Annotated in this window: 23 protein-coding genes; 12 read left to right on the top strand and 11 right to left on the bottom strand. The window is 41.8% G+C overall.

Annotated features, from left to right (window positions below; translation table 11 throughout):
• Nucleotides 1-483 precede the first annotated feature (483 nt).
• Nucleotides 484-2,292 (top strand): glutamine--fructose-6-phosphate transaminase (isomerizing), encoded by a 1,809-nt coding sequence (glmS, locus tag EP58_RS00425; RefSeq protein ID WP_036088870.1) that lies wholly within the window; start codon nucleotides 484-486, stop codon nucleotides 2,290-2,292.
• A 49-nt stretch (nucleotides 2,293-2,341) separates the two neighbouring features.
• Here glmS and dltD read toward each other — a convergent pair whose 3' ends face one another.
• From dltD to EP58_RS00450, 5 genes are read right to left on the bottom strand one after another with little or no spacing between them, the layout of a single operon-like run.
• Nucleotides 2,342-3,616 carry a D-alanyl-lipoteichoic acid biosynthesis protein DltD gene (gene dltD / locus EP58_RS00430; RefSeq protein WP_036088872.1) on the bottom strand — a complete coding sequence of 425 codons (1,275 nt, stop codon included), beginning with the start codon at nucleotides 3,614-3,616 and terminating at the stop codon, nucleotides 2,342-2,344.
• Nucleotides 3,613-3,849 carry a D-alanine--poly(phosphoribitol) ligase subunit DltC gene (dltC, locus tag EP58_RS00435; protein WP_036088874.1) on the bottom strand — a complete coding sequence of 79 codons (237 nt, stop codon included), beginning with the start codon at nucleotides 3,847-3,849 and terminating at the stop codon, nucleotides 3,613-3,615. The genes dltD and dltC overlap by 4 nt, the downstream gene beginning before the upstream one ends.
• Nucleotides 3,850-3,875: 26 nt before the next feature.
• Nucleotides 3,876-5,054, bottom strand: a complete 1,179-nt coding sequence (gene dltB / locus EP58_RS00440) for a D-alanyl-lipoteichoic acid biosynthesis protein DltB (RefSeq protein WP_036088877.1) — start codon at nucleotides 5,052-5,054, stop codon at nucleotides 3,876-3,878.
• A complete protein-coding gene (dltA, locus tag EP58_RS00445; RefSeq protein ID WP_036088879.1) occupies nucleotides 5,051-6,592 on the bottom strand; it encodes a D-alanine--poly(phosphoribitol) ligase subunit DltA in 1,542 nt (513 codons plus the stop codon). Before dltA ends, dltB begins: the two co-directional genes overlap by 4 nt.
• 20 nt (nucleotides 6,593-6,612) lie before the next feature.
• A complete protein-coding gene (locus EP58_RS00450) occupies nucleotides 6,613-6,759 on the bottom strand; it encodes a teichoic acid D-Ala incorporation-associated protein DltX (protein WP_036077528.1) in 147 nt (48 codons plus the stop codon).
• Between the two features lie 471 nt (nucleotides 6,760-7,230).
• On the opposite strand from EP58_RS00450, the gene rpiA reads away from it, so the two are divergent.
• Complete coding sequence (gene rpiA, locus EP58_RS00455) at nucleotides 7,231-7,902, top strand: ribose-5-phosphate isomerase RpiA (protein ID WP_036088881.1); 672 nt, start codon at nucleotides 7,231-7,233, stop codon at nucleotides 7,900-7,902.
• A gap of 48 nt (nucleotides 7,903-7,950) precedes the next feature.
• On the opposite strand, the gene EP58_RS00460 is transcribed toward rpiA, so the two are convergent.
• On the bottom strand, nucleotides 7,951-8,562 hold the full coding sequence (locus EP58_RS00460) for a CPBP family intramembrane glutamic endopeptidase (RefSeq protein ID WP_036088883.1): 612 nt from the start codon (nucleotides 8,560-8,562) through the stop codon (nucleotides 7,951-7,953).
• A 157-nt stretch (nucleotides 8,563-8,719) separates the two neighbouring features.
• On the opposite strand from EP58_RS00460, the gene EP58_RS00465 reads away from it, so the two are divergent.
• The gene (locus EP58_RS00465; protein ID WP_036088885.1) at nucleotides 8,720-9,520 is read left to right on the top strand and encodes a hypothetical protein; all 801 of its coding nucleotides are present in this window, start codon (nucleotides 8,720-8,722) and stop codon (nucleotides 9,518-9,520) included.
• Between the two features lie 22 nt (nucleotides 9,521-9,542).
• On the opposite strand, the gene EP58_RS00470 is transcribed toward EP58_RS00465, so the two are convergent.
• Both EP58_RS00470 and EP58_RS00475 read right to left on the bottom strand, forming a co-directional pair.
• On the bottom strand, nucleotides 9,543-11,015 hold the full coding sequence (locus tag EP58_RS00470; RefSeq protein WP_036088887.1) for a phytoene desaturase family protein: 1,473 nt from the start codon (nucleotides 11,013-11,015) through the stop codon (nucleotides 9,543-9,545).
• Between the two features lie 162 nt (nucleotides 11,016-11,177).
• Complete coding sequence (locus EP58_RS00475) at nucleotides 11,178-11,372, bottom strand: YkvS family protein (RefSeq protein ID WP_036088888.1); 195 nt, start codon at nucleotides 11,370-11,372, stop codon at nucleotides 11,178-11,180.
• A 326-nt stretch (nucleotides 11,373-11,698) separates the two neighbouring features.
• On the opposite strand from EP58_RS00475, the gene EP58_RS00480 reads away from it, so the two are divergent.
• From EP58_RS00480 to EP58_RS00490, 3 genes are all read left to right on the top strand, one after another.
• A complete protein-coding gene (locus EP58_RS00480; RefSeq protein WP_036058844.1) occupies nucleotides 11,699-11,965 on the top strand; it encodes a phosphocarrier protein HPr in 267 nt (88 codons plus the stop codon).
• Nucleotides 11,965-13,683 carry a phosphoenolpyruvate--protein phosphotransferase gene (gene ptsP, locus EP58_RS00485; RefSeq protein WP_036088890.1) on the top strand — a complete coding sequence of 573 codons (1,719 nt, stop codon included), beginning with the start codon at nucleotides 11,965-11,967 and terminating at the stop codon, nucleotides 13,681-13,683. Before EP58_RS00480 ends, ptsP begins: the two co-directional genes overlap by 1 nt.
• 614 nt (nucleotides 13,684-14,297) lie before the next feature.
• Nucleotides 14,298-15,194, top strand: coding sequence for an NAD(P)-dependent oxidoreductase (locus EP58_RS00490; protein ID WP_077917781.1), 897 nt, complete (start codon nucleotides 14,298-14,300; stop codon nucleotides 15,192-15,194).
• A 53-nt stretch (nucleotides 15,195-15,247) separates the two neighbouring features.
• On the opposite strand, the gene EP58_RS00495 is transcribed toward EP58_RS00490, so the two are convergent.
• Entirely contained in the window at nucleotides 15,248-16,399 is a 1,152-nt protein-coding gene (locus tag EP58_RS00495; RefSeq protein ID WP_036088894.1) for an aminotransferase class I/II-fold pyridoxal phosphate-dependent enzyme, read from the bottom strand.
• A gap of 122 nt (nucleotides 16,400-16,521) precedes the next feature.
• Nucleotides 16,522-16,935, bottom strand: coding sequence for a YkyB family protein (locus EP58_RS00500; RefSeq protein WP_036088895.1), 414 nt, complete (start codon nucleotides 16,933-16,935; stop codon nucleotides 16,522-16,524).
• A gap of 260 nt (nucleotides 16,936-17,195) precedes the next feature.
• Between EP58_RS00500 and EP58_RS00510 the strand changes: the two genes are divergently transcribed.
• The 6 genes from EP58_RS00510 (at nucleotide 17,196) to EP58_RS00535 (ending at nucleotide 21,875) form a co-directional block, all read left to right on the top strand.
• Nucleotides 17,196-17,414: a hypothetical protein gene (locus EP58_RS00510; RefSeq protein ID WP_036077515.1), complete on the top strand. Its 219-nt coding sequence runs from the start codon at nucleotides 17,196-17,198 to the stop codon at nucleotides 17,412-17,414.
• A gap of 282 nt (nucleotides 17,415-17,696) precedes the next feature.
• Entirely contained in the window at nucleotides 17,697-17,921 is a 225-nt protein-coding gene (locus EP58_RS00515) for a YkuJ family protein (RefSeq protein WP_036077512.1), read from the top strand.
• A gap of 665 nt (nucleotides 17,922-18,586) precedes the next feature.
• Complete coding sequence (gene cbpB / locus EP58_RS00520) at nucleotides 18,587-19,021, top strand: cyclic-di-AMP-binding protein CbpB (protein WP_036088900.1); 435 nt, start codon at nucleotides 18,587-18,589, stop codon at nucleotides 19,019-19,021.
• Between the two features lie 15 nt (nucleotides 19,022-19,036).
• A complete protein-coding gene (locus EP58_RS00525) occupies nucleotides 19,037-19,915 on the top strand; it encodes a LysR family transcriptional regulator (RefSeq protein WP_036088903.1) in 879 nt (292 codons plus the stop codon).
• A 49-nt stretch (nucleotides 19,916-19,964) separates the two neighbouring features.
• The gene (gene dapD / locus EP58_RS00530; RefSeq protein ID WP_036088905.1) at nucleotides 19,965-20,675 is read left to right on the top strand and encodes a 2,3,4,5-tetrahydropyridine-2,6-dicarboxylate N-acetyltransferase; all 711 of its coding nucleotides are present in this window, start codon (nucleotides 19,965-19,967) and stop codon (nucleotides 20,673-20,675) included.
• 78 nt (nucleotides 20,676-20,753) lie between these two features.
• Nucleotides 20,754-21,875, top strand: coding sequence for an N-acetyldiaminopimelate deacetylase (locus EP58_RS00535; RefSeq protein WP_036088907.1), 1,122 nt, complete (start codon nucleotides 20,754-20,756; stop codon nucleotides 21,873-21,875).
• Between the two features lie 42 nt (nucleotides 21,876-21,917).
• Here EP58_RS00535 and EP58_RS00540 read toward each other — a convergent pair whose 3' ends face one another.
• On the bottom strand, nucleotides 21,918-22,799 hold the full coding sequence (locus tag EP58_RS00540) for a mechanosensitive ion channel family protein (protein ID WP_052164786.1): 882 nt from the start codon (nucleotides 22,797-22,799) through the stop codon (nucleotides 21,918-21,920).
• Between the last annotated feature and the right edge of the window lie 153 nt (nucleotides 22,800-22,952).

Consider the following 22,952-nt stretch of genomic DNA (forward strand, 5'->3'; position numbering starts at 1 on the left):
TCTTGGTCAAAATTTCTATATGGAGTCATTGCTAAAGCCTGACCGTTCCTAGCAAATGACGCTTCCTATCCATTATCAAATAAAAGCTTGTTTTTGTCAATGACTATACCAATTTCATAATTGGTACATTATATAAGGCTTGACGAACTATACAACTATGAGGTATGATAATTTTGTTTCCTAGAAAAAATGAAAAGGAGGATCGCTCACAACTGAATAGAAGCGCCAGAACTAGAGGTTACGTCTCTAGTTGACGAGGAAGGGATTAATCGAAAATTCGGCGGGAGTCCCTCGGTTGTACATGCAATCGTGATGCCTTTGCTACAAACCATCAAGGCGACTTGGTGAACAGAGTGGAAAGGAACATGTTTTATCCCCATGGAAACGCGAAAGGAATACAGACAGCGGAATAGTCTGCCCTTTTTCAAATTAATAGAGGGCTTGCATACAGGATAAGTCTGCCCTCAAATGGAGGATTTTATTATGTGCGGAATTGTAGGATTTATTGGAAAGAAGAATGCGAAAGAAGTTTTATTAGAAGGACTAGAGAAATTAGAATATCGTGGCTATGACTCAGCAGGGATTGCACTCCAATCACCGACTGGCGTACTAGTAGCGAAAGAAAAAGGGCGCATTGCGGATTTACGTTCAGAAGTACCAGCCGACGCTTTTGGTGAAATGGGAATTGGGCATACACGTTGGGCGACACACGGGAAGCCAAGTCATGCCAATGCACATCCACATCAAAGCAAGTCAGGGCGTTACACGATCGTTCATAACGGCGTCATCGAAAACTATTCCTTATTAACAGATCAATATCTAGCCGATGCTAGTTTTGCAAGTGATACCGATACAGAAGTCATCGTTTTGCTCATCGAAATGTTTGCAAACCAAGGCATGACAACAAAAGAAGCATTCACGAAGACGCTTAGCTTGCTTCACGGATCATACGCTATTTGTTTGATCGATAATCAAGACAACGAAACGCTCTACGCAGCGAAAAATAAAAGCCCACTCCTAATCGGAAAAGGCAAAGATTTCAACGTTATTGCAAGTGACGCGATGGCAGTAATCCGCGAAACCGACCAATTCGTCGAAATCATGGATGAAGAAATCGTCCTTGTAAAACGGGATGGCGTGACAATCGAAACATTGGCTGGCGAAGAAATCGAGCGCGAAGCTTACACAGCCGAACTCGACGCATCCGATATCGAAAAAGGAACCTATCCACATTACATGCTAAAAGAAACAGACGAGCAACCAGCCGTTATTCGTAAAATTATCCAAGCTTACCAAAACGAAGCAGGCGATGTAACCGTAGATCCGAAAATTGTCAAAGAACTACTAGACACCGATCGCATCCACATCGTTGCATGCGGAACAAGCTATCACGCAGGACTTGTCGGCAAAAATCTCATCGAAAAATTAGCAGAAGTACCAGTCGAAGTTCACGTTTCTAGCGAATTCGGTTACAACATGCCACTTCTAACGGAAAAGCCATTGTTCATTTTTATTACGCAAAGTGGTGAAACAGCAGACAGCCGCCAAGTATTGGTGAAAGTCAAAGAACTAGGCTACCGCTCGCTCACAATCACGAATGTGCCAGGCTCAACATTGGATCGCGAAGCAGACAACACCATGTACCTGCACGCAGGCCCAGAAATCGCCGTAGCATCCACAAAAGCCTACACAGCACAAATTGCAGCTTTATCTATTTTAGCGACTGTTGTAGGCCGTGAGAAGGGTCTAAGCAAGGCTAAAGATTTCGATCTAATCGTAGAACTAGGCATTGTTGCAAACGCGATGGAAACCCTAGTCGACAGCAAGGAAACCATCGAGCATATCGCTGGAGAATATTTAGCAACAACACGCAATGCCTTTTTCCTTGGTCGCCATATCGATTATTTTGTAGCTATGGAAGCCGCGCTTAAGCTAAAAGAAATCTCGTATATCCAAGCAGAAGGTTTTGCAAGCGGTGAGCTGAAGCACGGAACCATTGCTTTGATTGAAGACGGCACACCAGTGCTTGCTCTAATCACCCAAGAAAACATCAACTGGAATATCCGCGGTAATGTAAAAGAAGTACTAGCACGTGGCGCCAACGCTTGTATCTTGTCGATGGAAGGCGCGAACCAACCAGGCGATCAATTCGTCATTCCAAAAGTTCACGAACTCCTAACACCACTAGCAAGCGTCGTACCGTGTCAACTACTGGCCTACTACGCAGCGCTTCACCGTGGTTGCGATGTAGACAAACCACGTAACCTAGCAAAAAGCGTTACAGTAGAATAAATAAGAAGGATGTAGACTGCGTATCCGATACGTTATCTACATCCTTCTTTTATTGCTTACTATCTTCCTTTTTGGGAGGGAGAACCTGTTTAAAATAAAACTGTTTTGGCGTTTTCTCATACGTAGGTTTCGTCTTATCTTTCATAAACTGATCCATCTTTTTATCAATCGCTACCCAACCCCGCCAAGATAAATGAATCGTATCTTCCAAGAAATAAGGCGTATCACTGTAACTCGACATATCGTAATAGTGGAAACCTTGTTCTGTTATCTGTTTCCCAGATTTATCATAGTACTTCTGCAACTTCTCACGAGAAGCGCCAATATAATCATACCAAGGCCCGTTCACAGGAGGATTGATGAAAAGCACATCCGCACCGACCTCTTTAAAAGCATCCATAACAAGCTGTAAATCACTATATTCAGGTGACTCATCGTAACTTAAATTCGTCCGACTATCCTTCAACTGATTAATTGTTGGCTCTAATTTCTTCTTATAATAAGAGTCCTTAATAAAAAATGGATTCGTGCCAACTTTGGATTCACCAGTCTTTGTTGCTAATTCATCTAATGTCGTATAATCCAACGCATCAGGAAGGAGTTTCAAGTTTTTCTGAACTTTCTCCTCACGCGAACCTTGAATGAATTTCGAATCTAAATCATCTTTTCGTTGCAAAATCTTCACCTGAGCCACCGCTGCTGTTTTTGTAAACATATCGACCTCGGTTTTAGGACCAGGGGATGCGATACTCTCAAGCAATGCCGCCAAAGTGGTATCATTTTTCACCACTTTGTAGCTTAACAATCTACGTGCTGCATATCTTCTTTCAGCAGTAGGAGGCTCATCTGCCATCGCAAATTTATAAGCTTGAAGTGGCGAGAAATTCCCACCGAAGTGCCCATCGTCAACACCAGCTGGTTGGAACCATTGTGGCGATAAAACAAATACAACTTTCTTACCTTTTAACTCATTGCCCATCGCTTTAATATCTAAGTAATGCGAAAGGGATTGCGTGCCGGGACGACCAATAAGAAACGGCGTATAGCCACGATTGTATTTCTCTGCAAAGACGTTGGGATGGAATTGATCCACACGTGATAACTCCGAAGAACCAAAGATAGGGACATAGTTTTTATCTGTCGCAAGCATTTTTTGTTGAATGGCAACACCTTGCACGACAGTTGGATTCATAGAAGTAGCGCTTTTTTTGACAGTGCTAGTAGAAACACCGCCAAAGATGGAGCTTGGGCCGAACAGGATGAATAAGAACACAGCCCCTGCAATAAGCAAAGGCCCAAATGTCATCCAAAGTTTCTTTTTCATTTTAATTCCTCAAGTTTAGCGATGATTTGATCCGGAGTCGACCACTCATCACGATCGAATTCTGAAACCGGAACTGTAATTCCTAAGCGCGATTCTACTTCTATTAATAACTGAACGGTTGCCATTGAATCGAGAAGTCCTTCGTCAAACAAATGCACTGATGTGTTTTCCACAACTTCCTCTGATTCAGTAATCTCTTCTAAAATTTCTAATACGTCTTCACGAAATGCCATAATATTTTACCACCTTATCATTTTATTTAAAAACTAATTTTGTCAAAAATACCTGAGAAAATCAGGAAGCCAAAGCAGACGAATTGGAATGTAATAACAATACCAATCACGTTGGTGACTTTATTTTTTGGGTAGAATTTCTTTTTCTTATTCCAGCGTTCAAAGAGGTCAAATCCGACGATCAACGCCGCCTGATAAAGCCCGTAAACGATGTAATACCAATGGAGTCCGTGCCACATACCCATGATTAAAAAATTCACGAAATAGGCGATGTAAGCCACGGTAAACTTACTCTTGAAAAACTTCTTCTTTGTCATCCAGAAAACGAGACGCATAAAGACGAAATCTCGGAACCAGAATGATAGCGTCATGTGCCAGCGATTCCAGAATTCTTTAATATTGCGACTTGCGAACGGTTTGTTAAAGTTCATCGGCGTCTGCACACCCATCAAGTAACTAACTCCAACCGCAAAAGCACTATAGCCTGCAAAATCAAAGAACAAATACATACTGTAAGCATACATGTAGCCGACCAAACTCCATCCAAATTGAACGTGATGGTGGAGGTTATACTCAAGACCAGTTATCGCATTCGTTTGAATCACATAAGCGATAATAAATTTATATAGAAAACCTAAGAAAATAAGGAAAATACCACGATTAAGTAAATTTGCATATTTGTCAGGATCTATAGGTGAATCAGCTTCTTTTTTAAAGCGACGGAAGCGGTCAATTGGGCCAGATGATAGCGTTGGGAAGAACAGTAGGAAATTAATGAAATCCCACGAGTTCAGCTCCTTAATTAGACCATCACGTGTCTCCATAATCATTTGCGCGGCTTTAAAAGTTAAGTACGATATCCCAAGAAAACCAATCATCGTTGTGTTCGCTGCGAGTAACGGCTGAAGTTTTACAATGAAGAGCGGCAAGATAGAGAGAATGAGCGCGAGTACGAAAATGCCGCCATGGTTGTTTTTCTGCCGATAATTAAAGTAAAGTCTTACGAGTGCTAATTGCCAAAATACGAATATAATCAAGGCAATCGCTTGAATCGTGTTGCTAGCAAACATCATGTAAATGAAGACCAGTGTCACAAAAGCATTGTAAACAGGCATTCTTTTACCGAGTAAGCCAGCAATCACAATCGGTGCTAAAAAGGCGAACAATACTGCAAAATAGAGTATTGATCCGTATGGCGTTGTCATGTGTTCACCTCACTGGAAAGCTGCTTGCGGTCAATTTTGCCATTCATCGTTAGTGGGAGTTCCTCTTTGTACACCCATTTGCGTGGAATCATATAACTAGGCATTGATTCTGCGAGTTCTTTTTTGATAGCGGCACTTAGCTTATATTCCTTCTCAAAATCATGAGCAGAAGGAACGACGAAGGCAACTAAACTATCTACTTTACCCTCACGCATTTTTGGAACGACAATACAAGAGCGAATATAGCTTACTTCTTTCAAATTATTCTCAATATCTTCAAGCTCGATACGGTAACCATGAAGCTTAATCTGGAAATCAAGCCGACCTTGGAAAAAGAGCATGCCATCAATAATCGTGCCGCAATCTCCGGTTTTGTAAGCCTGAAACGGTTCATCCGTATAAAAAACAGCATCCGTTTTCTCTGGCTCATTGAGATAACCTTTTGAAACACTAGGACCAATCAAGACGATTTCCCCTTTTTCCCCATTTGGAACAGGTAAACCATCTTCATCTAAAATAGCGAGCCTTGTATCTGGCTTAATTCGTCCAAGTGGCAGGCTAGGATATGTGTTCACATTGTTCGCATCGATGACCACATTAGTTACAGCAACGGTCGCCTCAGTCGGTCCATACGTGTTGTAAACAGTAGCTTTAGGGAATCGATTAATGAGCATTTGAGCTGTTTCTTTGGTCAAAACTTCCCCACAAAACAGGAAGTGCGTAATCGACGGGTTATTTTCTCCGTTAAAATTCGGATCCATCAAGCAAATATCTACAAAAGAAGGCGTAGAAACCCAAACATTTACTTCTAGATTTGGAATTGCCTCGTACAAGCTTTTTAAATTAGCGCTAACGGTCTTATCTAGCGGCACAAGCGTTCCACCGGCAAGTAGGCAAGGATAAAGGTCCATGACAGACAAATCAAACGAGTAGGGCGCTTGATTGAGAAAACGAGCACCTTCTTGAATTTGAAAATCTTGGAGTATCCAGTTTGTAAAACTCACGAGATTATTATGACTGATTTGCACACCTTTTGGAACGCCCGTACTTCCGGATGTGAAAATGATGTAATAATTATCTTCTGCTTTCACAAAATTAGAATCATCAGGTGTTTGTCCGGCATTATGCGCGATGATTTCTTGCAATTGTTCCGAAGTAATGGTGTTCACTCCAGCAGTCGTTGCTTCAACAGGTAATTCATCGGTGCAAAGAATGAAGCTTGGTTGTGCGACTTCCGTTATTTGCTTGATACGGTCAGCAGGCATTGACGCATCGATTGGAACATAGGCGCGTCCAGCTTTAGAGCAAGCAAGGAAAGCCACAATTTGCGTAGCGTCCATATGTCCATAAACCAAGATAGGTGCCAAATCGTCCGCTAGTTCTTGCAATAAAAAGACTGCTAATGCGTCTGATTGTTCCTTCAGTTCACGGTATGTCAGGGAGTTGCCATTGTAATCGTAACAAGATTTGTTCGGTGTCTTCATTGCCCATTCATCAATACGTTCATTAATAGAAGTGGTGAAAAAAGATACACTCATTCGTAATCGCCTCTTTTCTTTTAAAATTCATTATAAATAAATGTGGTGTCGTTCGGGTTTTTGAAGCCATAGAACCAAAGCAAGCCGAGTAAAACAACCAGATAAAATAACGTCTTCCAGATAAAAATAGCTGTTGGATGGAACATCGCTGTTTTCCATTTCTTCATGTCTTATATCACCTCGTACATTTCTTTAATATTACAATTGTTAAAATAGGGTGTCATGTATTTATATAATGTAACGTATTTCCCGCGAAATGTCCAATTACATTTTTGTAAGGTTGTGTAAGGGTTGCTGCAGGAGTGCCTAAATTAGCTTTTTCGGAACAAAAAATAGATGAAAAAACTCTTTTAAAAGTATAGAAAACTACACTGAACTTCTAATTGGATTCAATAATAGCGATTTAAAGCGATTTAGATAGCTTGTGAGGTGGAAATTATGAACTTTTTGTGAATTTTTTCAAGAACTGCTATTTTCCCAAATAAAGGAGGATATCGAGTGAAAATTGGCATTTAATTACTGTATTATGTCGCCTTGTAATATTATTATTTATGAAAATATAGGATACGGCTATGCGAATCATTGGAAATTCTATATAATGAAAGAAGTATGAATTTTTTCGAGGGGGGTTAGTGCTAGTGAATAGCAAGCAAATTGCGGGAGAAAAGGCATGTGAGTACATTCAAGATGGCATGGTTGTAGGATTAGGAACGGGATCAACTGCGTACTATATGATTCAAAAATTAGGTGACCGAGTAGCAGAAGGTTTAAATGTGACAGGTGTTGTCACTTCCAAAGCAACTGAAAAGCTAGCCTTGGAGCGAAATATTCCGTTAATGGACTTGAATGATGTGACGGAAATCGATTTGACCATCGATGGAGCCGATGAAGTGGATGCAGCATTTCGAGGCGTAAAAGGCGGCGGTGGGGCTCTTTTATTTGAAAAACTAGTAGCTCATGCATCGAAAAAAAGTATCTGGGTTGTTGGCGAAGATAAAGTCGTTGAGACACTAGGCGCTTTTCCGTTACCTGTTGAAGTAGTTCCGTTTGGATACAAGCAAGTGGAGCGGCAACTGGAGGAGAAAGGTTATAATCCGATATTGCGTCATCACGAAGATGGCAGTATTTATTTGACGGATAGCCAAAACTATATTTTAGACTTACAAATGAAAGCAATAACGAATCCAGAAGCGCTGAATGACTGGTTAAATAATCTGCCAGGTGTTGTAGAAAACGGCCTGTTTCTGAACTATGCGTCATCTATTGTGATAGGTTTTTCCGATGGCAGCGTAGAAGTTCGCGATAAATAAAATAAAGTCGCCACGTCCGAATCAGACATGGCGACTTTATTATTCTAATTAATAGATAGGTAAAACTAGTAGTAACAATAAATTAAAAGTCCAATGCGAAACAATTAAAAGCGATAAACTTGGGCGTTTGATGTAAATAAATCCCCAGTATACTGATGCTAAAGCTGCTGCTAGGGCGATAATGAAATTACCACTGAACAACATTAAAGCACCGTTCAAAGTAGACATTATAAAAACGGCAACCCACGGGATCAAGTCGTGCTCTAGTCGTTTTAATACAAAGCCACGCCAGAAAATTTCTTCCCCAGGAACGATTGCGACAACGAGTAGTATCCAAATGAGCAATGACTCCGGTTCATATTTTCCATATCCTTTTGCGACAAGTGTATCGAAATTACCTGGAATAAATTTCAGTAGGAGTGCCCCGATATAAAATAAAATATAAAGGATAATACCGCTAAAAATGCCTGGAATTATATTTTTTAGGATTGAAAACTGTTTTTTTAATTCATCATTTAATACGACCCAACTAATAAGAAAAAGCATGGATGCTCCATATAAGTACCAGAATACAGAAGCGTATTCGAACGTGACATACATTAATCCAGCTGCTAATAAGATGCCTAAATAAAGGCGATAATCAATCTTGCTGCTTTTCAATTTTTTACACCTCTTTACTCCATTACCATCTATGAATACTTTAATAGAAAAGAAGATATTTAGCAACAAGTAACTCTTTTAAATGGATGTTTTTTTGTAATTGATTGTAGTTTTGCTGAAATCATTTATAATTGAGGAATAGGAGTTGATTGCTTTCATGATAGAAAAAAGATTTCGATTTTTCGTTTGGCTCTATATGGCTCTCTTTTTCGTTGCGGTAATACTAATCGTTTTGAATGTATTGCCACTTCGATTAACGGAGATTCATGCCTTATTTTTTATTGTATCTGGTGTTTTTGCAGTTATATTTTTAATTTTACAGTATGGTAAGGGGCTTGGTTCAGCGATTACGATATTAATTTTCGCGGTTAGTACGAGCATTGAATGGATGCAAACGAGTCTCACAAATGCAGGGCAGGCGAGTGATGTTACAACGGATTTCGGGCTTGTTATCAACGGCATACCTGTTGCGTTTGGATTTATTTGGCTGGTTCTGATTGTTGGGACGCACGTTATTTCCCGGGAAATAACACTGAAAATTAGAATAGACTGGATTCGTGGAGGCATATACGCGGTCATTGCAGCAACGATGGTAATGGTTTTTGAGATGCTAATAGAACCTGTAGCCATGCAAGTGAAGCAATCTGCGCTAGATAGTCCAACATTAACAATTATTCAAATGACAGATGCCGCGAACTGGTGGATGCTGGGACTTATCCTACACTTGATGATTTATTTCATGCTTAGCTTAACGGACCAGTGGGGGAAACTGCATTTTCCAACGCTAAAATCAGAACTTGTCCTCGTGTATTGGATTGTTCTTTCGTTCTTCCTCGTATTAGGCTATTTTATGGATTTGAAGAGTATCTTACTAGTGACGTTAATCGGAAATATTATTTTTACGGTTTGTTATTATCTCAGCCTAGAAAGCGATACGAAGAAAAAAACTGTTGCATGAGTTGATTGCAGCAGTTTTTTGATTACGTAATTTCTTTATTGAATTGGCGAACAACAATATTGGCACTCTCTAGGATGAATGGAAGGCTGTTTGCAGGATGTGACGCACCGCCTACGATTTTCATGTTTTTGATGGCTGGTATTTTATTTGGCCGAAATGGACCTAGCTGTGATAATTGGTGTGTCAGGTTGAAAATGGCACCCTTAAAAATATGATAATCCTTCTCCCAATCATGTGGCGTGATAATTTTCTCTGTGAGGATATGGGACTCTAAATCAACGAAATCCAGTTTTTTCTCAATGGTTTTTAAAATAAGTTGGCGCAGTGCGGAACGTTCTTGCTCCCAGTTAATCTTGCTGTCATTGTTGGGCACCGGAACGAGAATGCGCAGTGTAGACATGTTTCTAGGTGCAACGGTTTTATCGACCGCGGCAGGATAAGTGAGGTGGATAGACAAGTCTTCTGGAATGATTTGTTGACGCATGATTTCGTCCATATGAATCCGGAAATCGCTTGGGAATAGAACGGTGTGCACATTCAATGGGAGTGTTGTGTCTAAACCTAGATACATAGCAAAACCAGAACAAGAGTATTTCTTTTTGTCCAATTTTTTTAAACTAACAGGTGCTTTTGTTTGGGAGAAAAGATGACTCATTGTGTAGGCGTAGTCTGCATTTAGAAAGAAGTAGTCGCCTTCAACCGTTTCCCCATTCTCGAGTGTGATAGAGGTGATCTTTTTTGCTGCTGTATTTATTTGTTGGACGCGTTGATTGAGATGAATGGTACCGCCGTTCTCCTGCACGATTTCACTCATCGCGTGAGTCAGACGATTGATACCACCGACAATATGAAAAATGCCAAAATAATGTTCGGCAAATGGGATGACAGAAAAAGCACCAGGCGTTTCCCAGGGCGACATACCTAAAAATTTTGTTTCAAATGAAAAGGCTAGGCGTAGTCGCTTATCTTCAAAATATTTAGCAAGTTCATCAATTAAATGATTACCGAGTGTGAGGCTTGGTAGCGCACGCAATGTTCGTAATCGAAAGACGGACCACAGAGATGAGAACGGTTCTTGCCACAATGGGAGCAAATAAATCATTTTTTTTGCATTGTCGTGCATAAACCGGTCATAATGCTCCTCCTCACCTGGGAAGAGACTTGCAATCTCGCGTTTCGTTCTATCTTGATCCGCAGAAGGGCTGAAAATAATGTCTTCTATATAGAGGCTATAAAGTGGATCTAGGGAAACGAGTTTGATGTAGTCTTGGATATTTCGGTTGCAGTCCGCGAATAAAGCGGTTAACACGTTGGGCATATTTAAAGCAGTAGGCCCTAAATCAAAGGAGAAGCCATCTTGCTTTAAAAGTGCTGTTCGCCCACCAATTTCGGCAGCTTTTTCATAGATATGTACGTCGTGGCCTTGTTCTGTTAGTAGCATGGCGGAGGCTAATCCACCTGGACCTGCGCCGATGATAATAATTTTTTTTGACATCGTTGTTCACTCCAATTAGCAGTTTTGGCACAAAAAAACACGAAGGTATACAATGAACCATCTCAAAAATGGACTTATAGACCTTTGTGCAAAGGATTGTGGAAATACGTAAGCCAGTTTTATCTGAGCATAGTACGCCTTATTATTTTTATAGTCAGTATTTTATTTTTCTTCGCCTATTGAGTGGATAATCTTGTACTTTTTGTGATTCACCACTGTTTTTTCTTCAATAGCTAGATTTTTGAAATTTTCCATTAGTGTTAAGTCTACAATGACAGAGTTTTCATTTATTTTCTCAACGACACCTGTCAGGCCATCTTTGAACTCGATAATGTCTCCTACTTGTGCTTTTGCCATGTTTATCACTCCCGATTCATAGAAACGTTAATAAAAGCAATTCACTAAATATAAAACTTTGTCTCCATTTTGCCTGAAAGATGGTGGGAATGCAAATGAAAGACCTTGTAAGCGTTGTGAAAATGTCTGAAATTGGTCACGTTTACCACTAAATGATAACGTTTTTAAAGAAAATACGGAATTTCATCATAAATTTGCACCAAATAGTTGTGTCGGGTGCGAAAACATGGTAATCTTTTTAATTGAGGGATAGTCTTTTTTTGCTGAATTTTTTTTTAGTGAGAAGAGTCACAATAAAATTTCTTATATGAAGGAGAATGTAAATTATGGAACAAGCAAGCTTTGTAGTAATCGATGAAACAGGAATCCACGCACGCCCAGCAACTCTTTTAGTTCAAGCGGCAAGCAAATACAGCTCGGATGTACAAATTGAGTACACTGGCAAAAAAGTTAACCTGAAATCAATCATGGGCGTTATGTCTTTAGGTATTGGTAAAGGCGCTGACATCACAATTTACGCTGAAGGTAGCGATGAGAAAGACGCAATCGTTGGCTTAACGGAAGTTCTTAAAAAAGAAGGCTTGGCTGAGTAATGGTTAAGGAATTAAAAGGTATCGCAGCATCCGATGGTATCGCTATCGCGAAAGCTTATTTATTAGTAGAACCAGACTTGTCTTTTGACAAAACGGAAGTTGCTGATACAGAAGCCGAAGTTAAACGTTTTCAGGATGCAGTTGCAGTTTCTGGATCGGAGCTTGGCAAAATTCGTGATATCGCGAAGGAAAGCTTAGGCGAAGATAAAGCTCAAATTTTTGATGCGCATCTTTTGGTTTTAAATGATCCAGAACTCATTACACCAATTTCTGAAAATATTACAAACAATAAAGTAAATGCAGAGTCTGCTTTACAAGAAACGACGGACATGTTTATCGGCATGTTTGAATCGATGGATAACGAGTACATGCGTGAGCGTGCGGCGGATATTCGTGATGTTCGTAAACGTGTATTATCGCACCTTTTGAACGTAACAATTCCGAATCCAGCATTAATCGATGAAGAAGTTGTTGTTGTTGCGAAAGATTTGACACCTTCTGATACGGCGCAATTGAACCGTAATTTCGTTAAAGGTTTTGTAACAGATATCGGCGGACGTACTTCTCACTCGGCGATCATGGCGCGTTCACTAGAAATTCCTGCTGTTGTAGGTACTGGTGAAATCACGCATGATACGAAAGAAGGACAAATGATTATCGTGGACGGCTTGGAAGGCAATGTGATCATTGACCCAACTGCTGACCAAATCGCTCATTATGAAAAAGTGAAAACCGATTTTGCGGCGCAACAAGCAGAATGGAATAAGCTTAAAAACGAAGCAACCGTTTCTAAAGATGGTCATCATGTGGAACTTGGCGCCAACATTGGTACGCCAGAAGATTTGACAGGTGTTATCGCGAATGGTGGGGAAGCAGTCGGACTTTACCGTACAGAATTCTTGTACATGGGTCGCGAAAACTTCCCAACCGAAGAAGAGCAATATGAAGCTTACAAAGCCGTACTTTCTGGTATGGACGGAAAAGCGGTTGTTGTTCGTACACTCGATATTGGTGGCGATAAAACGTTACCGTACCTTGATTTGCCGCATGAAATGAATCCATTCCTTGGTTTCCGTGCGATTCGTTTATGTTTTGCGAACAAAGATTTATTCCGTACGCAATTACGTGCTTTACTGCGCGCAAGTGTTCACGGCAATCTAAAAATCATGTTCCCGATGATTGCTACAGTTAATGAATTCCGCCAAGCCAAAGCACTTTTGGAAGACGCGAAGAAAGAACTTTTAGCAGAAGGTGTGGCAGTTTCTGACACAATCGAACTTGGTATTATGATTGAAATTCCAGCAGCGGCGATTCTTGCGGATCAGTTTGCGAAGGAAGTTGATTTCTTTAGTATCGGAACAAACGATTTAATCCAATATACAATGGCAGCAGACCGCATGAACGAACAGGTTTCCTACTTGTATCAACCGTACAACCCTTCTATTTTACGCCTTGTGAAGATGGTTATCGACGCAGCGCATAAAGAAGGCAAATGGGCTGGTATGTGTGGCGAAATGGCTGGCGATCAAACGGCTGTACCATTACTACTTGGTATGGGCTTAGATGAGTTCTCTATGAGCGCGTCAAGCATCCTTAAATCACGTTCTCTTATCAAACGCTTAGATCGTACAGAAATGGCGAAATTAGCGGACGAAGCGTTACAACAAGCGACAGAAGAAGATGTTGTGGCGTTAGTTAATAAATATACAGCCGAATAAGTCAGTCAGCGGACCGACAAACGATTGTTGGTGTTGTTCGAAATGAAATGAGTTACAACACCAATATGCAGGCGAACAGAGTGAGGCTGCCATCCTTAAGTGGCTCTGTTCCGGTGCTCATGTACAAATCGTACATTCCGCTCCGGTACTCGCCTTTGCCTAGCAGCTAATCATTTGTCGGCCCGCTGACAGTTTGGCGAAGCAGAGATGTTTTGCGTATAGACACGAATGCCCGGGGATGATTCCTCGGGTTTTTCTGTGTATGTGGATGTATGTGAAATGGTGAAATCTGTCGACCGTTAGTAGTGCAAAAACTACGGGGCGTCGACAGTTTTGGTGTAGAGACTGGTAGCAGAGGGTTTAACGAGGTTTTGAGGTGGGGAGATGTAAGGTTAGATTGGTGGAAAACGCAGATTTGTTTTTATTTAAGTGATGTGAAATATAAATAGGTGTTCCCATATTTCCTTGGATGCCACAGCTTTGTTTTTATCTAGGTATTGTAAACTGCCCTTTGCATTTACTTCCGCATATACATCAACGCTTTTTAACCCCGTCACCTAAACACAACCGCTCCCATTTGCAATTTCTTCAAACCAGATGTAAACTTTGTCTATATGAAAAGTGAACGACTAAAGGAGGAATTTCAGATGAAGAAAATTGGGTTTGTTGGTGTTGGGGTCATGGGCGCGAGCATGATTCGGAATTTGATGAAGGCGGGTTTTGAGGTACATATTTATACGAGGACGAAATCGAAGGCGGAGGACGTTATTCAAGCGGGGGCGACTTGGTATGATACACCGCAAGCGTTGGCACCGAACGTGGATGTGCTGATTACGATGGTCGGTTACCCTACAGATGTCGAGCAGCTTTATTTGGCAGAGGACGGCTTTTTGACGACGCTTCGTTCGGGTGCTTTTGCGATTGATATGACGACTTCTTCGCCGAATCTTGCTAAGCAAATGGCGGATGAGGGCAAGGCGGCTGGGATTGCGGTGCTTGATGCGCCTGTTTCTGGTGGTGATATTGGTGCAAAAAATGGAACGCTTACTATCATGGTTGGTGGGGACGAACAGGATTTTGCGGCAGTTGAGCCGGTTTTGAAAGCGATGGGGCAGAGTGTTATTTTACAAGGGGGGGCAGGGGCTGGTCAGCACACAAAAATGGTGAATCAAATCGCGATTGCGTCGAATATGATTGGGGTCACCGAGGCGATTGTTTACGCGAAAAAAGCGGGGCTGGATCCTGAAAAAGTTTTGGCGTCGATATCGGGTGGTGCGGCTGGAAGTTGGTCGTTGTCGAACTTGATTCCGCGCGTGTTAAAAGACGATTATTCGCCGGGATTCTTCATCAAACATTTCATCAAAGATATGCGGATCGCGCTAGATGAGGCGAAACAAATGGGGCTGGAGCTACCGGGACTTGCGATGGCGGAACAGATGTATCAGCAGTTAGCGGAGTCTGGATTGGCTGATAATGGGACACAAACCTTGATTAAATACTACGAAAAGTAAAGCAAAAAGCTCTGTGCGTAACGCGAAATCTGGCGTCATGTACAGAGCTTTTATTATGCGTATTTTTCCATGAAGGAATGCATCCGGTCCATCGCTTCGGCTAACTGGCTGAACGATGCGGCAAAGGAAAGTCGGAAATAGCGGTCGCCTTTTTCTGAGAAAGCAGAGCCAGGAACGACTGCAACTTTGGCAACTTCGGCAAGTTCGATGGCCCAGTCAAATGAATTTTGTGGAACCGAATCGGGTAGTTTTGCAAAGAAGTAGAAAGCGCCATCGGGTTCGACTATGGAAAAGCCCATTTTTGCCAGGCGGTCTTGGACGAAACCGGCGCGCGTGTTGTATTCTGTACGCATTTGCACGGCATCATCTTTGCCATGAAGCAGCGCCTCTTCTGCAGCCTTCTGAGAGATCGAGGACGCGCAGGTGACAGAATATTGATGCACCTTAATCATTTGGCTTGTAATCGCTTCAGGAGCCATTAAAAAGCCTATACGCCAGCCAATCATCGCGTGGGATTTGGAAAGCCCGTTAATGACAATCGTCTGGTCGCGAATCATCGTTGCAATCGAGGTATGCGTTCCAAAGAAAGTTAGCTCGCTATAAATCTCATCTGCAATGACAAAAACACCAGTTTCGCGAACAACCGCTGCAATTTGCTCCAATTCCTCAAGCGTCAATGTCACGCCAGTAGGGTTCGACGGATATGGCAAAATGAGCGCCTTCGTTTTTGGCGTAATCGATGCGCGTAGTTGCTCCGCAGTCAGTTTGAAAGCCGTCTCGGTCGTATCGATTTTGATAGCTTTAGCCTCCATCAAATGAATCAGCGGCTCATATCCTGGATAAATCGGGTCGGGCAACAAGACCTCGTCACCAGCCTCCAAAATCGTTTGCAGCGCCACATTAATCGCTTCCGTCGCGCCCACCGTCACAATAATCTCGTTCGTACTATAGGACAAATCATATTTATCGTGGAAATAAGCAGAAGCCGCTTGCAAAAGTTCCGGAGTACCAGCGTTTGGCGTATAGTTCGTGAAATCATTGTTAATCGCTTCAATAGCCGCCTGTTTCACGTGCTCAGGCGTTGGAAAATCAGGCTCGCCAAGCGTCAACTTAATCATATCGGGAATCCCGGCAACGCGGGTATTAAACTTCCGAATTCCGCTAATTTCAATTTCTTGCACAGACTGTCTTAACTGTTTTGACATGACCAGACTCCCTTTCTAAAAACATCAAAATTATTTGTTTGGGTATAGCGTAACCCTGGCTTCACGCAAATGGAGCACAAGCGTTTGTCGCCAATTTATCACGAATAGGATCAAGTCCCAAGTTAGCGGAAATAAGGGGAGGCATTCTCATAAAACGCGGATTTCTTGAGAGGATCAGGCTTTACGCCAGTATAGTTCTCGAGCGTTGTTTTCGCATGTGATAGCGACATTCTGACTTGATTCGTTGTTTTAATTGGTTGCATAGTCCCAAGGTGTGGCAGGTCTTTCATATCTTGTTTTTGCGGTGGAAGATGAAACAGAAAACCGTGGCAATCAATAAGAAGATTAGAGTGTTGGTAGGACTTTTTCGGGTTGTTTGAAAATTGTAGACCTAGCTTTTTGGCGTGGCCTTCTTGTATTAGTTTCTCAATCGCGGCTTTCTTCAGTTGATAAAGATAGCGTGGATCGATTGCGGCCTTGCTGTGGCGATTCACAATAAAGATCGCTTCGGCAATTTTTTTGCTCGCATAATTCATTGTATCCCTCCTTTCCAGTTATAACTAATTATAACGGAAAACGCGTGGAGAAAAAAGGGAAACTAGAGAAAAAAATCAAAAAAATCGTAAATGTGTCGGCAATTTCGCTCATTTCGTTAAATAATGCAACATTTCTTGAATTATCGGATAATTTTTTTTCAAGAATGCTTGTGTTCTATGAAAAATTCGAGTATACTATCAATAATGATAATCATTTTCAATTAGAAAATGTTAACGTTTTGGAAGGGGCTTGATGGAAATTGAATAAAACAGGCAAAGTAGAATCCTTTTATTTCCCGACAAAAGACGGGATGTTGAAATTGCATGTATATGGTTTTAATCCAGTTGGTTCCTGGGGTGAAGTGTACACGACCCTGAATGAGCAAACGGTATGCGTGAAAGGTTTTCACCGGCAAAAGACAATTATGCGTTCAGTGAAAATGATGCTGGATACAAATATAAATAAGAAACAAGGTTGATTCAGCGTGGCGGTAAACGCTGAGGTTTTTAAGTATATAATTTTGAGTGAAGACGTGAAACGAGGTTTGTGACCTTGATTTTTGCGTTTTTTTTGTTGTTTGGAGAAAAAATAGGTTTCAAGGAATCGGATTGGAGGAAAGCAGTAATAAAGAGTCGAGAATTATTTGTTTATTATAAATTTTACAGAACGCTTGCTAAATAGGTGTAAGGTGCGATAAAATCTGTTAGTACGGTTTTAAACAAATGATAATCGAGTGGTTGAATAGAGAGGAGAATGTACAATGTCTCAGTTATTGGGAATTATTCAACGTTTACAAGCAATGCAAGAGGATGACACGGCGGATACACAATCGCGTAGATTCGAAAAAGACGGAGAGCCGTTGTGTGAAGTACGCTATTTCCACGCTTCAAATTCCTATGAAATTGAAATTTACGGAGATAAAAACAAGTATCAATTCGATGATATTGATATGACGACGCTAGAAATCTTCGAAATCCTGCAGTAAGCGACTAATACGAAACAAGACTAGTCTCCAGTGAAAAAGAATAGTAACGGAAAGATTACCAAAGACGACAAACTCTGTTGCTTTTGGTAATCTTTTTGTTGACGAAAAGCTGAAACAGCCCGTTAAATCCGAAAAAAACTGGAAGGGCCGCAGTAAAAATCCTCTTTTGATTTTTATGGAGGGCATGAAGTTTTCGAGGATTTGGCTGTTGAAGCTAGCCCACGAAACAAGAATAAGTAACAAAAACGGAGCGTTCCCACATACGAGATGGGCCAAACATGAAAAACTCAAAATAAAAAACTAGGAAACCAAACCCTCCACGTATGACTTCACACTATTAACATGAATAAGAACCCCTCTCTCAATCCCTACACAAGCCAAGAAAATCCCAAGAGCCCAACCACGATAACAAATCCTCAAAACAATGACAAATCAAAGAACAGAATCCCCCAACGTAACACAAGCACCTCCCACCCAAAATCGCCCATTCTCAACCCCTTCCCTTTTGAAACAGCTTTCTTTATGGTAAAATAGACGTGAGCAGGTTTGAACCATTCTATTTTGGGATAAATACACAAGGGATTTAGAATAGCCAGGGTTATAACTAAATTTTGGAAGTTAACTTTCAAACACGCCAATAAAGAACAGAGATGAGGGAGATTTTGATGATCTCTAGTAGACTAGGAAATTTTTTGAATGACAAATTAGAAAATTATATTATATCCGCCGAAAAAGTAGCGCACGTCCAAATGGGAAATAATTTAGAGCATGCCTTACTCGTTTTGACGAAATGTGGGTATTCTGTTATTCCCGTTCTAGATTTTGAATTTAAGTTACACGGGTTGATTAGTTCCGCTATGATAACCGATTCGATTCTTGGCTTGGAACGCATTGAATATGAGCGCTTAGAGGAGCTAAAAGTAGAAGATGTGATGCAGACGAAGATTCCAGTTTTGACGAATTCGCATGATATCGAAAAAATCGTGAAGTTACTCGTCGACAATCCGTTTATTTGTGTGGTTGATGAAGCGGGCATTTTTGAAGGAATTATTACGAGGCATGTCATTCTAAAGCAAGTGCAGCGCTATATCCATGAGTAGATAGGAGAGAGTCGATTGATTGTCACAGAGTATGAATTATTGGTTTGCTTAGCGGCAGAACTTAATATGCGAAAAAGTGCCGAGAAGCTATTTCTGTCGCAACCAGCGCTCTCCCAACGACTTCAAACGATTGAAAGCAGATGGGATACGAAGATTTTCCTGCGCACGCAAAAAGGCTTACTGCTGACCCCAGAAGGTGAGGCAATAGTCCAGCATGCAGAGCGTGTTATCGAGCGGGAACGGCAGATTCAGGAACGTTTAGAGGCGCAAGACGGAATTGTTCGCGGGACGCTAAAAATCGCCTGTGCTAGCATTGTGGCGCAAATGTGGCTACCTCGTGTTTTGAAGCAATTTATCAAAGCGTACCCGGATGTGCATATCTCGGTCGTCACCGGCTGGAGTAGTGAGATTCATCAGGCGCTCGTCGACGGATCGGCGCATGTCGGAATCGTTCGCGGAAACGTAGCTTGGAAAAGTATCCAAAAACCACTTTTTCAAGATAAGCTTTTTCTGGTGGATAAAGAAATTATGCGGCTAGATGATGTGTTGGATTCTGAGCGGCCGTTTGTCCAGTTCCAAAGCGACTCGAATTATTATCAGGTCATCCAAGACTATTGGCAGCGCAATTTTGGCAAGATGCCGCGTCAAGCCATGGTGATGGATCAAATCGAGACGTGTCGCCAAATGGCTTTTAACGGTATCGGTTTTGCGATTTTGCCAGAGGTGACATTGATCGGCGCAAGCGAGGACATTAACAAAATTCCTCTCATCGATAAGTCAGGTGAAATTTTAAGTCGAGATACGTCGCTGATTGGCTATGAACAGTCACTCGCGCTGCCACAAGTGAAGGCGTTTCTTGAAATTGTAGATAAATATCTTGAAACTCACTACTAGCTGTGGCACTATTAGATGGAGGCACATATTTGAAAGGGGTTTTTCATTCATGAAACAAATGGACGCGCATCAGATTATTTCATTCATTCAAAATAGCAAGAAGGCAACACCGGTCAAGGTTTATGTCAAAGGCGACCTTGCGAATATCGCATTCCCAGAAGACGTGAAGACGTTTATCACGGGAGAAGCAGGAACGATTTTCGGCGAATGGGCGGTTATCAGTGAACTTCTTGAAGCTAATAAAGATAAATTAGTAGACTATGTCGTGGAAAACGATCGTCGTAATTCGGCTATTCCATTGCTCGATATGAAAAATATTAACGCGCGTATTGAGCCTGGAGCTGTGATTCGTGACCAAGTGGAAATCGGTGATAATGCGGTTATCATGATGGGTGCGAGCATCAATATTGGCGCTGTTATCGGCGACGGTACGATGATCGATATGAACGTGGTACTCGGCGGTCGTGCAACGGTTGGTAAGAACTGTCACGTTGGCGCTGGGTCTGTCCTAGCAGGCGTTGTAGAGCCACCATCCGCGCAACCAGTCATTATAGAAGACGATGTCGTTATCGGCGCAAATGTCGTTGTACTAGAAGGTGTACGCGTTGGAAAAGGCGCTGTTGTAGCAGCAGGCGCGATTGTAACGAAAGATGTGGCACCGTACACAGTTGTCGCGGGCATCCCTGCAAAAGAAATCAAAAAAATCGATGCGAAAACACAATCAAAAACAGAAATTATGCAAGAACTTCGCGAACTATAAGAAATGATTCGGCGTTTATTCTTGGCGAAAGTGCGAACTTTTGTTAGGAGTAGGCGCTTTTTTAGGAGGAGAAGAAGGATGACCGAATTAAATCCATTCGTAAAATTGCGCCGAGAACTGCATACCATTCCAGAAGTCGGCTATGAGGAGTTCAAAACGCAGCAATTTCTACTAGATTACATAGCAACGTTGCCACAAGAAAACCTAGCAATCAAAACGTGGCGTACAGGGATTTTAGTCCGCGTCGCAGGGACAGCCCCAACAAAAACAATCGGTTACCGGACGGACATTGATGCACTTCCAATCACTGAAGAAACTGGACTGCCGTTCACGAGCCTTCACGAAGGAAAAATGCACGCATGTGGTCATGATTGCCATATGAGCATTGCGCTCGGTTTGTTAACTCATTTTGCGAGTAAACCATTACGCGACAATCTTCTTTTCGTATTTCAGCCAGCTGAAGAAGGACCAGGTGGCGCCAAACCAATCATGGAGAGCGCAGAATTCAAGGCTTGGTGGCCGGACACGATGTTTGGCCTTCATATCGCACCAGAATACAAAGCAGGACAAATCGCGGTGAAACCAGGTTTACTTTTTGCGAATACGTCGGAGTTGTTTATTTCATTCAAAGGAAAAGGTGGGCACGCGGCGTATCCTCATTTAGCGAACGATATGGTCGTGGTGGCAAGTGCTTTTGTAGGTCAGATGCAAACGATTATTAGCCGTAACATCGATCCTTTAGATGCCGCAGTTATCACGATTGGCCAAATCCGTGGTGGCGAGGTGCAGAATGTTATCGCGGAAGAAGCCTATTTGGATGGCACGATTCGTACGCTCTCCAAAGAAACGATGGACATTGTGTGGACGCGCCTCAAGCAACTCGCAAAAGGCTGGGAAGAGGCCTACCAATGCGAGGTCAACTTTATTCCAGGTTCCGATTATGTAGAAGTAGACAACGACGAGATCGAAACTAATAAATTCATTGACTACTTGCAAAAAGCACATCCAGAAAGCTATATCGCGTGTAAAGAAGCAATGACAGGCGAGGATTTCGGCTATTTCCTAGAAGAAATTCCAGGCTTCATGTTCTGGCTCGGTGTGGACTCTGAATACAGCCTCCATCACTCCAAATTAAATCCAGACGAGGCCGCGATTCCGTTTGCTATCGAAGTTTTGACTGGGTATTTAGAGAGTATGTGAACCAAAAAGAAACCCCGAGCCTAAAAACTCGAGGTTTCTTCTTTATTTTCCAGGTTCCAAAGGCGCAAGATAAGAAAGTGGTAATTCAATCTGATTGCGAACTAATTCCTCTCGAATATCCTTCAGTAAGTTACGCTGCACTTCAAATTGCTCGCCGTTCACCGCTTTTCCCATGACACGGATGACAGTACTTGTCGCGCTCACTTCCTGAACGCCAAGAACAGTTGGACCGTCGACAATGTTCTTATTCATCGCTTTTTCCTGCTCACAGACCCGTTTAATGATATTCATTGCCAGTTCTGCATTGGCTGTCGGCGCGATTCGAATATCCACTAAGATACGCATATTTCCACGAGAATGGTTACTCACAATCATAATTTGCCGATTCGGGATAAAATGAAGTGTTCCATCAAAATCACGAACCTGCGTCGTCCGCAGACCCAACGTCTCCACATTTCCATTCACTTGTTCCAGTGTAATACTATCACCAACATCCAGTTGACGCTCCAATAGGATGAAGAAACCAGTAACAACATCACTCACAAGCCCTTGTGCGCCGAATGCAATCGCCAAACTAGCGACACCAGCGCCGGCCACAATCGCAGTTACATTGATGAAATTCTGTAAGATTAATATCGCAAAAGTGAAAAACATAATATACCCAAAAACGTTCATAATTAAGCCTTCTAACGTCTTGGCACGGCTCTCTGAAACCATTTGTTGTGAACGATATTTCCGAAAGAAGCTCCGAATTAATTTACGCCCAATCCAGCCAACAATGAAATACAATAGGAGTAATACAATGACGCTAATTATTTTAGAAACGGAATCGAGCCAAACTTTATCCCAATCAATACTCTCAAACCACCGAGTTATAAATCCCAACCATGTCACTTCCTTCGTTAAATAAAGACCTGATACCATTCTAACAAATGAATGAGAGATGTGTCTAGGCAAAAAAATTGCGTAGATGGAATCTCTACGCAATCTTTTGTCTTTATTATTTAACAGTTACTGCTACACGTTGAATTACTTTATATTGCGCATCGACATAGACAATTTCTGCTACGTCCGTTT

The sequence above is a fragment of the Paenilisteria newyorkensis genome, from assembly GCF_000766145.1.
GTDB lineage: Bacteria > Bacillota > Bacilli > Lactobacillales > Listeriaceae > Listeria_A > Listeria_A newyorkensis.

What these genes read in the sequence shown, in the direction of transcription:
- glmS (WP_036088870.1), top strand. Translation starts at nt 484, where the DNA reads ATGTGCGGAATTGTAGGATTTATTGGAAAGAAGAATGCGAAAGAAGTT.
- dltD (WP_036088872.1), bottom strand. Translation starts at nt 3,616, where the DNA reads ATGAAAAAGAAACTTTGGATGACATTTGGGCCTTTGCTTATTGCAGGG.
- dltC (WP_036088874.1), bottom strand. Translation starts at nt 3,849, where the DNA reads ATGGCATTTCGTGAAGACGTATTAGAAATTTTAGAAGAGATTACTGAA.
- dltB (WP_036088877.1), bottom strand. Translation starts at nt 5,054, where the DNA reads ATGACAACGCCATACGGATCAATACTCTATTTTGCAGTATTGTTCGCC.
- dltA (WP_036088879.1), bottom strand. Translation starts at nt 6,592, where the DNA reads ATGAGTGTATCTTTTTTCACCACTTCTATTAATGAACGTATTGATGAA.
- EP58_RS00450 (WP_036077528.1), bottom strand. Translation starts at nt 6,759, where the DNA reads ATGAAGAAATGGAAAACAGCGATGTTCCATCCAACAGCTATTTTTATC.
- EP58_RS00465 (WP_036088885.1), top strand. Translation starts at nt 8,720, where the DNA reads ATGATAGAAAAAAGATTTCGATTTTTCGTTTGGCTCTATATGGCTCTC.
- EP58_RS00470 (WP_036088887.1), bottom strand. Translation starts at nt 11,015, where the DNA reads ATGTCAAAAAAAATTATTATCATCGGCGCAGGTCCAGGTGGATTAGCC.
- EP58_RS00475 (WP_036088888.1), bottom strand. Translation starts at nt 11,372, where the DNA reads ATGGCAAAAGCACAAGTAGGAGACATTATCGAGTTCAAAGATGGCCTG.
- EP58_RS00480 (WP_036058844.1), top strand. Translation starts at nt 11,699, where the DNA reads ATGGAACAAGCAAGCTTTGTAGTAATCGATGAAACAGGAATCCACGCA.
- ptsP (WP_036088890.1), top strand. Translation starts at nt 11,965, where the DNA reads ATGGTTAAGGAATTAAAAGGTATCGCAGCATCCGATGGTATCGCTATC.
- EP58_RS00490 (WP_077917781.1), top strand. Translation starts at nt 14,298, where the DNA reads ATGAAAAGTGAACGACTAAAGGAGGAATTTCAGATGAAGAAAATTGGG.
- EP58_RS00495 (WP_036088894.1), bottom strand. Translation starts at nt 16,399, where the DNA reads ATGTCAAAACAGTTAAGACAGTCTGTGCAAGAAATTGAAATTAGCGGA.
- EP58_RS00500 (WP_036088895.1), bottom strand. Translation starts at nt 16,935, where the DNA reads ATGAATTATGCGAGCAAAAAAATTGCCGAAGCGATCTTTATTGTGAAT.
- EP58_RS00515 (WP_036077512.1), top strand. Translation starts at nt 17,697, where the DNA reads ATGTCTCAGTTATTGGGAATTATTCAACGTTTACAAGCAATGCAAGAG.
- cbpB (WP_036088900.1), top strand. Translation starts at nt 18,587, where the DNA reads ATGATCTCTAGTAGACTAGGAAATTTTTTGAATGACAAATTAGAAAAT.
- dapD (WP_036088905.1), top strand. Translation starts at nt 19,965, where the DNA reads ATGAAACAAATGGACGCGCATCAGATTATTTCATTCATTCAAAATAGC.
- EP58_RS00535 (WP_036088907.1), top strand. Translation starts at nt 20,754, where the DNA reads ATGACCGAATTAAATCCATTCGTAAAATTGCGCCGAGAACTGCATACC.
- EP58_RS00540 (WP_052164786.1), bottom strand. Translation starts at nt 22,799, where the DNA reads ATGGTATCAGGTCTTTATTTAACGAAGGAAGTGACATGGTTGGGATTT.